This is a genomic window from Streptomyces phaeochromogenes, from assembly GCF_001418655.1.
GTDB lineage: Bacteria > Actinomycetota > Actinomycetes > Streptomycetales > Streptomycetaceae > Streptomyces > Streptomyces phaeochromogenes.
The window spans coordinates 1-10,316 of sequence record NZ_LIQZ01000351.1 but is presented as its reverse complement, the minus strand read 5'-3'; the positions used below and the strand labels follow the sequence as shown (position 1 = coordinate 10,316).

Here is a 10,316-nt window from a genome sequence, read left to right as displayed (position 1 = left end):
CCGTCTCCGCCGCCCCCGCGCCCGGTTCACCCGCGCGGGAGGTCGGATGACGGAACGATCTGTGGACCCGCGGGCGTTGAGAGCAGCAGAACGGGGGTGGCGATGACGCGCGCGAGTCACACGCACGACATTCAGGACGGCGATCTGGTCCTGACCAAGGACGGCCTGCCGGGCTGGCTGGACCCGGTGGTGCATGCCGTGGAGACGGTGGAGCCGCTCCAGCTGAGCCGGTTCCTGCCCCCGGAGGACGGCGGCGGGCGCCAGTCGGCCGTACTGATCCTGTTCGGTGAGGGAGAGCTCGGCCCCGAGCTGCTGCTCATGGAGCGGGCGAGTTCGCTCAGATCGCATGCGGGGCAGCCGTCGTTCCCCGGTGGCGCCCTCGACCCCGAGGACGGCGACCCGAAGGCCGACGGGCCGTTGCGGGCCGCCCTCCGCGAGGCCGAGGAGGAGACCGGGCTCGACCCCCGCGGTGTCCAGCTCTTCGGCGTGCTCCCGAAGCTCTACATCCCGGTGAGCGGCTTCGTGGTCACCCCGGTGCTGGGCTGGTGGCGCGAGCCGACACCGGTCGGCGTGGTCGATCCGGCGGAGACGGCCCGCGTCTTCACGGTCCCCGTGGCGGATCTCACGGACCCCGGCAACCGCGCGACGGCCGTGCACCCGCGCGGCCACGCAGGTCCGGCATTCCTGGTCGAATCCGCCCTGGTCTGGGGCTTCACGGCCGGAATCATCGACCGCCTCCTGCACTACGCGGGCTGGGAGCGGCCCTGGGACCGCGACAAGCAGGTCCCGCTCGACTGGCGCGCATGACAGGGTGGCACCCGTGCTGTGTCTCTCCGGGGGCCGCGACATGAGCGGCTGCGCCGGGTGTCCCCGGACCCCCGGCCGAGGCACGGCCACCGCAAAGTGATGAGGCGAGGCTTGAAGCAGTGAACGTGCTGGACATCCTGTTGCTGGTCGCCGCCGTGTGGTTCGCGATCGTGGGCTATCGCCAGGGGTTCGTCGTAGGCATCCTGTCGGTGATCGGATTCCTGGGCGGCGGTCTCGTCGCGGTCTACCTCCTGCCGGTCGTCTGGGGTGCGGTGACGGACGACGCGGAGGTCGGCACGACCGCAGCCGTCGTCGCCGTGGTCGTCGTGATCGTCTGCGCCTCGGTCGGCCAGGCCCTCACCACCCATCTCGGCAACAAACTGCGCCGGTACATCACCTGGTCCCCGGCCCGCGCCCTGGACGCCACGGGCGGCGCCCTCGTCAACGTCGTGGCGATGCTCCTCGTCGCCTGGCTGATCGGCTCGGCCCTGGCCGGTACGACACTGCCGACGCTCGGCAAGGAGGTCCGCGGCTCCAAGGTGATGCTCGGCGTGGACCGGGCGCTGCCCAACCAGGCCGACACGTGGTTCGCCGACTTCTCCTCGGTCCTCGCGCAGAACGGCTTCCCGCAGGTCTTCAGCCCGTTCTCGAACGAGCCGATCAACGAGGTGGATCCGCCCGACCCGGCCCTCGCGAGCAGCCCGGTCGCCGCCCGCGCCCAGCGCTCCATCGTCAAGGTCACCGGCACCGCCCAGAGCTGCGGCAAGGTCCTCGAAGGCACCGGCTTCGTCTTCGGCCCGCGCCGCGTGATGACCAACGCCCATGTGGTGGGCGGCGTGAACGAGCCGTACGTCCAGATAGGCGGCGAGGGCAAGCGTTACGCGGCGAAGGTCGTGCTCTACGACTGGGAGCGCGACATCGCCGTACTCGACGTACCCGATCTGGACGCGCCCGCCCTGAAGTTCACCACGAAGGAAGCGACCAGGGGGGACGACGCGATCGTCGCGGGCTTCCCGGAGAACGGCTCGTACACGGTCAACCCGGCGCGCGTGCGCGGCCCCATCACGGCCAACGGCCCGGACATCTACCACCGCGGCACCGTGCAGCGGAAGGTCTACTCCGTGTTCGCGACCGTGCGCCAGGGCAACTCCGGCGGCCCGCTGCTCACCGCGACCGGCGAGGTGTACGGCGTGGTGTTCGCGAAGTCCCTCGACGACGCGGACACGGGGTACGCGCTGACCGTGGAAGAGGTCCAGGAGGACATCACCAAGGGCCGTACCGCCAACCAGCAGGTGGGCAGCGACAGCTGCGCGCTGTAGTCCGGGGCGCTGAAGGACTCGGCCGGGCGTCACACGGGCGAGGGTCCGAGGCTTCCGGCCGCGCGGGTTCTCAGTCGCGTGGGTGGCGCAGGCGCGCCGAGACCCAGCGGGCACGGCGCTTCAGAATGTGCGGGATTCCCAGCCGAGGATCCGTGCCCTGCAGCTGCGGGGCTCCCCTCTGATGGGAGCTCAGGCCACTGGCCGAGCGGCGGTTTCGTGCTGCGTCACTGTAGTCGTGCGTCCAGCCCATACCCCGACGTCTGCCCCTGCCCCAAGGTCGATAACCGCCCCCACGCCCCCCAATCGGCCTATGCGTCGGGCAATTGGCCGTTCGTAGAACAGGCGTTCCCGAGACGTGTGGGGCGTGTGATGCGACAGCTTCGTCGAACGGCCCCTGACCTGCGGCGCGATGCCCTCAGCGGTCCGGCTCGGGGTCCTTCAGCCAGTTCACCAGTTCGGTCGAGAAGGCCACCGGATCCTCCTCGTGTGGAAAGTGCCCGAGCCCGTCGAACAGGCGCCAGCGGTACGGCGCTTCGACGTACTCACCGGACCCCGCGGCACTCCGCGTGCGCATCACCGGATCGAGCGAGCCGTGCAGATGCAGCGTCGGCACCCGAACCGGCCGCTTCATACGGCGGTTGAACTGAATGCCGTCCGGACGGGCCATCGAGCGGACCATCCACCGGTACGGCTCCAGCGCGCAGTGCGCCGTCGACGGGATCAGCATCGCCCGCCGGTACGCGTCCACGGCCTCGTCGTCCGGCAGCCGCGGCCCGGACCAGTCCCGGACGAGCTCGCCGACCAGCGCCCCCTCGTCGGCGAGCAGTTGGCGCTCGGGGATCCAGGGCCGCTGGAAGCCCCAGATGTACGAGCCGGCCGCGGTCTGCTTCATGTCCGAGAGCATCGCGGAGCGCCAGCGCCGGGGGTGCGGCATCGAGGAGACGACGAGCCGGCGGACCAGCTTGGGCCGCATCACGGCCGCGGTCCACGCGAGATAGCCACCGAGGTCGTGTCCGACCAGCGCCGCGTCGGGCTCGCCGAGGGACCGTACGACGCCGGTGATGTCGAGCGCGAGGTTCGCGGGGTCGTAGCCGCGCGGGGTGCGGTCGCTGCCGCCGATGCCCCGCAGATCCATCGCGACCGCGCGGAAGCCCGCGTCGGAGAGCGCCACCAGCTGATGCCGCCAGGTCCACCAGAACTGCGGGAAACCGTGCAGCAGCAGGACCAGCGGCCCGTCGCCCATCTCGGCGATGTGGAAGCGCGCACCGTTGGCCGCGACGTCCCGGTGGGTCACCTGTTTCCCGCCGGGCACGTCGAGCCGTACGACCGAGGTGGGTTGCGCCGAGGATGAGGCGGGATCCGTCATGAGGACGAGCGTGCCACAGCCTTGACGGTGTCACCGACCGGGTCGGCCGCGGTCACCTCACGGGGGTGCGGCTTCACGTTCTGCAGTACGGCCGCCGATTCCTTGACCGAGGCGGCCGTCTTCTGCGGGCCCTGGCCCTTCTTGGCCTTCTTCGCGAAGATCACGCCGATCAGCGCGAGGACGCCGGCGACCACCACGTTCCCGGCGAACGACAGCAGGAAGCAGACGGCCAGGTTCCAGTCGCTCCAGGTGCGGATGCCGTACGCCAGGGCGAAGCTCAGCATGGGCAGGGAGAAGATCAGTACCGCACCGGCCGCCGCGAACGCGCCGCCGCCGACCGCTCCGCGCTTGACGTCCCTCTTGAGCTGTGCCTTCGCCAGTGCGATCTCGTCGTGCACCAGCGCGGACATCTCGGTCGTCGCCGAGGCGAACAGCTGGCCGATGCTGCGTTCGGCGCCGACCGGGCTGCCGTCGGGTGCGCTCATCGCGTTCTCCCTGTTGTCTTGTCGGTTGTCTTGTCGCCGTTGTCTTGCGTCGTCTGTCGTCGTGGAGCTGTGCGCGTTTTGGGTACGTGTGGACCGTACGTGCCGGACCGGGCGTATCGGAACGTGCGTAACGGACCGTGCGTGTCAGATCATGCCGGACCGTCGTTCCCCTCGCTTGCCCCGCCCGTCACTTCGGCAAGCCTTCGGTGCTCGGCGGCCTTGCGTTCGTGGATCTCGGCCATCCGCAGGTGGTACGCGGGGTTGTCCTGTTCGTAGATGTCGGGGATGCCGTCGAGGTCCTCGTCGCGCTCCTCGTCCTCCCACAGCCTGCGGTACTTGGCGTTCCGTATCTTCAGCAGGACGCCCGACAGGACGGCCGCGATCAGGGAGCCCATCAGGACGGCGGCCTTGACCTCGTCGGTGAGCGCCTTGTCGCCCGCGAAGGCGAGCTCCCCGATGAGCAGCGAGACGGTGAAGCCGATGCCGGCGAGCGAGGACACCGCGAAGACGTCGGGCCAGGCCAGGTCGTCGGAGAGCGAGGCCCTGGTGAAGCGGGCCGTCAGCCAGGTGCCGCCGAAGATGCCGACCGCCTTGCCGACGACCAGCCCGAGCACGACACCGAGGGTCTCCGGCCGGGTGAACACCTCGCCGAGCGCGCCGCCGGACACCGCGACCCCGGCGCTGAACAGCGCGAACAGCGGTACGGCGAGGCCCGCCGACAGGGGGCGTACGAGATGTTCGATGCGCTCGCCGGGTGAACGTTGCTCGCCTTCGTCCTTGCGGGTGGTGCAGCGCAGCATCAGCCCCATCGCGACCCCGGCGATGGTGGCGTGGACGCCGCTGTTGTACATCAGCCCCCAGATCACCAGGGCGAGCGGCACGTACACGTACCAGCCGCGTACGCCCCTGCGCAGCAGCAGCCAGAAGACGGCGAGGCCGACGGCGGCGCCGCCGAGCGCCGCGAAGTTGAGGTTCTCGGTGAAGAACACGGCGATGATCAGGATCGCGAAGAGGTCGTCGACGACGGCGAGCGTGAGCAGGAAGGCGCGCAGGGAGTTCGGCAGCGACGTACCGATGACGGCGAGGACGGCGAGCGCGAAGGCGATGTCGGTCGCGGTCGGTACCGCCCAGCCGTCGAACGAGCCGCCGCCGGTGACGTTGACCAGTGTGTAGACGAGCGCGGGCACGGCCATGCCGGACAGCGCGGCGACGACCGGGAGCGCGGCGGCCCGCGGGTCCCTGAGGTCACCGGCGACCAGCTCGCGCTTGAGCTCGATGCCGGCGACGAAGAAGAAGACGGCGAGGAGGCCGTCGGCGGCCCAGTGCTCGATGGAGAGGTCCAGGCCGAGCGAGGCGGGTCCGACGTGGAAGTCCCTGACCGACTCGTAGCTCTCCCGGATCGGGGTGTTCGCCCAGATCAGCGCGGCGATCGCGGCGGCGAGCAGGAGGACGCCGCCGACCGTCTCGGTGCGCAGCGCGTCCGCGACGAAGGTCCGCTCGGGCAGGGAGAGCCGTCCGAGGACCTTGTGGTTCTTGCGGGGAGCGGGCGCGGGCACGAGAACGACCTCCGGTCGGTAGGCATCACTGAGCACTTGCCGACCAGACTTCCCGGCGCACCTTTTGAGATCTCTGGGATCTCGGGGTTCTCTCTGTCGCGTTTCTCTTGTCGCGTTGTTTACGCGTTTCTCAGCCTACCCAAGATGCGGCCGGTCCCATCCGGTGATCTTCAGGCTAGACGCGAAGAGGGGCACCCGGCGCGTCCGGCGCCGGGTGCCCCTCTTCCAGCCGTACGTCAGTCCTCGCTGGCCGCCGCCGGGAGCTTGGTCTGGATGAGGTCCATCACCGTGGAGTCGGTGAGCGTGGTGACGTCACCGAGCTGGCGGTTCTCCGCGACATCGCGCAGCAGCCGGCGCATGATCTTGCCCGAACGGGTCTTGGGCAGCTCGGCCACCGGCAGGATCCGCTTGGGCTTGGCGATCGGGCCGAGCGCCTTGCTGACGTGGTCGCGCAGGTCGCCCACGAGGCTCTCGGTCTCGGACGCCGTACCGCGCAGGATCACGAAGGCCACGATCGCCTGGCCGGTCGTCTCGTCGGCCGCGCCCACGACCGCCGCCTCGGCGACCGACGGGTGCGAGACGAGCGCCGACTCGACCTCGGTGGTCGAGATGTTGTGCCCGGACACGAGCATCACGTCGTCGACGCGGCCGAGCAGCCAGATGTCGCCGTCGTCGTCCTTCTTGGCGCCGTCGCCCGCGAAGTACTTGCCCTCGAAGCGCGACCAGTACGTGTCGAGGAACCGCTGGTCGTCGCCCCAGATGGTGCGCAGCATCGACGGCCACGGCTCGGTGAGCACGAGGTAACCGCCGCCGCCGTCCGGCACTTCCCGCGCCTCGTCGTCGACGACGGTCGCGGCGATCCCGGGCAGCGCCCGCTGAGCGGAGCCGGGCTTGGTCTCGGTCACGCCAGGCAGCGGCGAGATCATCATCGCGCCGGTCTCGGTCTGCCACCAGGTGTCCACGATCGGGGTGCGGTCGCCGCCGATGTGCTTGCGGTACCAGATCCACGCCTCGGGGTTGATCGGCTCACCGACGGACCCCAGCACCCGCAGGCTGCTGAGATCGAACTTCGCGGGGATGTCGTCGCCCCACTTCATGAACGTACGAATGGCGGTCGGAGCCGTGTAGAGGATCGTCACGCCGTACTTCTGCACGATCTCCCAGAAGCGCCCCTGGTGCGGGGTGTCCGGCGTGCCCTCGTACATCACCTGCGTCGCGCCGTTCGCCAGCGGTCCGTACGTGATGTACGAGTGGCCGGTGACCCAGCCGATGTCGGCCGTGCACCAGTAGACGTCGGTCTCCGGCTTGAGGTCGAAGACGGCGTGGTGGGTGTACGCGGCCTGGGTGAGGTAGCCGCCGGAGGTGTGCAGGATGCCCTTCGGCTTACCCGTCGTCCCCGAGGTGTAGAGGATGAACAGCGGGTGCTCGGCGTCGAACGCCTCGGGGGTGTGCTCGGCGGACTGCTTCGCCGTGATCTCGTGCCACCAGACGTCACGGCCCTCGGTCCACGCGACGTCCTGGCCCGTGCGCCGCACGACGAGGACCTTGTCCACGCCGTCGACCCGGGAGACCGCCTCGTCGACGGCCGGCTTGAGCGCGGAGGGCTTGCCGCGGCGGTAGCCGCCGTCCGAGGTGATGACCAGCTTGGCGTCGGCGTCCTGGATGCGGGTCGCGATGGCGTCGGCGGAGAAGCCGCCGAAAACCACGGAGTGTGCGGCACCGATGCGGGCGCAGGCCAGCATCGAGACGACGGCCTCGGGAATCATCGGCAGGTAGATGGCGACCCGGTCGCCCTTCCCGACGCCGAGTTCGGTGAGGGCGTTCGCCGCCCGGGAGACCTCGTCCTTCAACTCGGCGTACGTGATGGCGCGGCCGTCACCCGGCTCGCCCTCGAAGTGGATGGCGACGCGGTCGCCGTTCCCTGCCTCGACGTGGCGGTCCACGCAGTTGTACGCGACGTTGAGCCTGCCGTCCTTGAACCACTTGGCGAACGGCGGGTTCGACCAGTCCAGGGTCTCGGTCGGCTCGGTGGCCCAGGTCAGCCGGCGGGCCTGCTCGGCCCAGAAGCCGAGCCTGTCAGCCTTGGCCTGCTCATACGCCTCCGCGGTGACGTTGGCGTTCGCGGCCAGGTCGGCGGGCGGCGCGAACCTGCGCTCTTCCTTCAGCAGGTTGGCCAGGCTTTCGTTGCTCACGACATCTCCCTTTCCCAGGGTGTCCGTTGTGTCCCAGGCCACAGCTCATCAGACGGGGACCCCTGGTGACAAGGGCCGTCCGGGAATTGGTTTAGACCTGTGGGCAGGATCATGTGTGCGTGCGGCTTCCCGCGGACACGGGGGGCCACACGTTCTCACGGACGGGGAAGGGGCGCGGTTCAGGCTCGCGGGCGGAGCGGGCCCTCGGGAGAGCGCCGGGCGGGCCTGTGGGAGAGGGCCCGCGGGCTCCTGGGAATGGGCTCGCGGGCTCCTGGGACGGGCGGTTCGGGCGGGTGCGGCGGTTCAGGCAGGTGTGTCGTGCAGCGCCGTCGCCGCGACCCGGTCGAAGACCTCGCCGTCCGGCTCCTCGTGGTGAGCGCGCTCCGTGAGGAGATAGGCCTGGGCCTCGCCCACGTGGAAGTACATCCCGTGCAGTTCGAGCGCGCCCTCCTGCAGCGCGCGGGCCACGGAGTCGTGCGCCCGCAGATGCTCCAACTGCTGCACCACGTTGGTCAGACAGAGCTGCTCCACGGCGTCGGCGGGGGCCCGTCCGGCGATACGCGTCCAGGGCCGGTCCTTGGCGGCCATCCGCTCCAGACTCGGCAGCCCGTGCCGCAGCCACCGCTTCAACGGCGTCTGCGCGCCGCCCGGTTCGGTGTTCATCAGCGCCTGCATCGCCCCGCAGCCGGAGTGCCCGCACACGGTGATGGACCGCACCTGCAGCACCTCCACCGCGTACTCGATCGCCGCCGCGACCGAGTCGTCGGCACTCTCCTCGCCGGGGGGCGGTACGAGATTGCCCACGTTCCGTACGACGAAGAGGTCCCCGGGGCCGCTGGAAGTGATCATCGATGTGACCAGCCGGGAGTCGGCGCAGGTCAGGAAGAGCTGGGAAGGCTGCTGCCCCTCCCGCGCGAGCCTGGCCAGCTCGCCGCGCACCAGGGGCGCGGTGTTGCGCTGGAACGAGCTGATGCCGCTGGCCAGTTGGTGCCCGCTCCGACGTCCGCCCTGCGGGGCGCTGCTCTCGGGGCGCTCGCAGTGGTGGTTGCGCCAGGGCGTCCAGGGCCGGCAGTGGCAGTGCGAGGTCTCGCCGGTGCCCCCCTGGACGTGGGGCGCGGCCAGCCGGGTCCCGGTCCGCCCGGTGAGCTCGACGGAGCCGCCCTGCGCGAGGTGTGTGCTCTGCCAGTCGTGCAGCGATTCGTACGCCGCGTGGTCCATGAAGGAGCCGTCCAGCTCGACCACGGCATCGGCCCCCTGGGGCACGAGATGCAGGGTCCGGCTGAGGCGCGGCACGGCGAGGAACGTCAACTGCCCGCGTACGCGTACGTGGTGGACGCCCGCCGAGTCCTCCTCGTGCGTGATCCGGGTGCGGGTGAGCCGGTGCAGGGCGACTCCGACGGCCACGGCGATCCCCAGCAGGACGCCTTCCAGCACGCCTAGGACGACGACGGCGAGGGTCGTGACCGCGTACACCAGCACCTCTCGGTGGCGGGTGACCGTGCGGATGTGGTGCAGGGACACCATCTGGATGCCGACGGCCATCACCAGGGCGGCGAGCGCGGCGAGGGGGATCAGCTCCAGGACCGGGACCATCAGCAGGGCGGCGATCACCACCCAGACGCCGTGCAGCATCGTGGAGTTCCGGCTGACCGCTCCCGCCTGCACGTTCGCCGAGCTGCGCACGGCCACGCCCGCGACGGGGAGCCCGCCGAGCGATCCGGAGACGATGTTGGCGGCGCCCTGTCCGAGCAGCTCGCGGTCGAGGTCGGAGCGCTTCTGTTGGGTCGGCCGCCCGGCTGTGAGCTTGTCCACGGCGACGGCGCCGAGCAGCGACTGGACACTGCACACCAGCGTGACGGTGAGCACGGCTGCGGTGATCCCGAGCGCGGGGCCCTCGGGCAGTCCGGCCAGCGCGTGGCTCCGCCAGGACGGCAGGTCGACCTTGGGCAGGGTGAGCCCGGCGAGCGCCGCCGTGGTGGTGGCCGCGGTGACGGCGACGAGCGCGGCGGGCACCTTGCGAAGGGCCCGGCCCACGCGCCCGGGGATCCGGGTCCAGGCCAGCAGGACGGCCAGCGTCAGGGCGCTCATCGACAGCGCCGCCACCTGGGGGTGGGCCAACTGTCCCGGCAGCTCCCGAATGTTGGCGACGACCGAGCTGCGCGGGGAACCGCCGAGCACGATGTGCAGCTGGGCGACGGCGATGGTGATGCCGATGCCGGCGAGCATGCCGTGCACGATCGCGGGGCTGACGGCGAGAGCGGAGCGGGCCACGCGCAGGAAGCCCAGGCCGAGTTGGGCGAGACCGGCGAGGACGGTGATGGCGCAGGTCGTACGCCAGCCGAACTTCTGGATGAGATCGGCGGTGACCACCGTGAGCCCGGCGGCGGGGCCGCTCACCTGGAGCGGGGCGCCGCCGAGGCGGCCGGCCACCAGCCCGCCCGCGGCGGCGGCGACGAGCCCCGCCTGCAGCGGGGCCCCGGTGGCGAGGGCGATGCCCAGGGACAGCGGAAGGGCGATCAGGAAGACGGCGATCGAGGCGGACAGATCGGCGCCGGCGATGCGGGGGACATGGGGGAGCCGGGGGGTACGGG

At 70.8% G+C, this 10,316-nt stretch carries 8 protein-coding genes; 2 read left to right on the top strand and 6 right to left on the bottom strand.

Annotation, left to right across the window (positions count from 1 at the left end):
• The first annotated feature begins 102 nt into the window (after window positions 1-102).
• Both AOK17_RS37415 and AOK17_RS37410 read left to right on the top strand, forming a co-directional pair.
• Window positions 103-807, top strand: a complete 705-nt coding sequence (locus AOK17_RS37415) for an NUDIX hydrolase (RefSeq protein ID WP_055617060.1) — start codon at window positions 103-105, stop codon at window positions 805-807.
• 119 nt (window positions 808-926) lie between these two features.
• Window positions 927-2,126, top strand: coding sequence for a MarP family serine protease (locus AOK17_RS37410; RefSeq protein ID WP_055617059.1), 1,200 nt, complete (start codon window positions 927-929; stop codon window positions 2,124-2,126).
• A 70-nt stretch (window positions 2,127-2,196) separates the two neighbouring features.
• Here AOK17_RS37410 and AOK17_RS52810 read toward each other — a convergent pair whose 3' ends face one another.
• From AOK17_RS52810 to AOK17_RS37385, 6 genes are all read right to left on the bottom strand, one after another.
• Entirely contained in the window at window positions 2,197-2,376 is a 180-nt protein-coding gene (locus AOK17_RS52810; RefSeq protein ID WP_079053496.1) for a hypothetical protein, read from the bottom strand.
• Between the two features lie 165 nt (window positions 2,377-2,541).
• Window positions 2,542-3,492, bottom strand: coding sequence for an alpha/beta fold hydrolase (locus AOK17_RS37405; protein WP_055617058.1), 951 nt, complete (start codon window positions 3,490-3,492; stop codon window positions 2,542-2,544).
• Complete coding sequence (locus AOK17_RS37400; protein WP_055617057.1) at window positions 3,489-3,977, bottom strand: phage holin family protein; 489 nt, start codon at window positions 3,975-3,977, stop codon at window positions 3,489-3,491. Before AOK17_RS37400 ends, AOK17_RS37405 begins: the two co-directional genes overlap by 4 nt.
• Window positions 3,978-4,126: 149 nt before the next feature.
• Window positions 4,127-5,533: a Na+/H+ antiporter NhaA gene (gene nhaA, locus AOK17_RS37395; protein WP_055617061.1), complete on the bottom strand. Its 1,407-nt coding sequence runs from the start codon at window positions 5,531-5,533 to the stop codon at window positions 4,127-4,129.
• Between the two features lie 236 nt (window positions 5,534-5,769).
• Window positions 5,770-7,767, bottom strand: a complete 1,998-nt coding sequence (gene acs / locus AOK17_RS37390; RefSeq protein WP_055617056.1) for an acetate--CoA ligase — start codon at window positions 7,765-7,767, stop codon at window positions 5,770-5,772.
• Between the two features lie 261 nt (window positions 7,768-8,028).
• Window positions 8,029-10,316: bifunctional SulP family inorganic anion transporter/carbonic anhydrase (locus tag AOK17_RS37385; RefSeq protein ID WP_055617055.1), on the bottom strand; the 2,288-nt coding region annotated here is incomplete at its 5' end.

Bases quoted from the DNA above. Each gene is read 5' to 3' on its own strand.
- AOK17_RS37405 (WP_055617058.1), bottom strand. From the start codon at position 3,492: ATGACGGATCCCGCCTCATCCTCGGCGCAACCCACCTCGGTCGTACGG.
- AOK17_RS52810 (WP_079053496.1), bottom strand. From the start codon at position 2,376: ATGGGCTGGACGCACGACTACAGTGACGCAGCACGAAACCGCCGCTCG.
- AOK17_RS37415 (WP_055617060.1), top strand. From the start codon at position 103: ATGACGCGCGCGAGTCACACGCACGACATTCAGGACGGCGATCTGGTC.
- AOK17_RS37400 (WP_055617057.1), bottom strand. From the start codon at position 3,977: ATGAGCGCACCCGACGGCAGCCCGGTCGGCGCCGAACGCAGCATCGGC.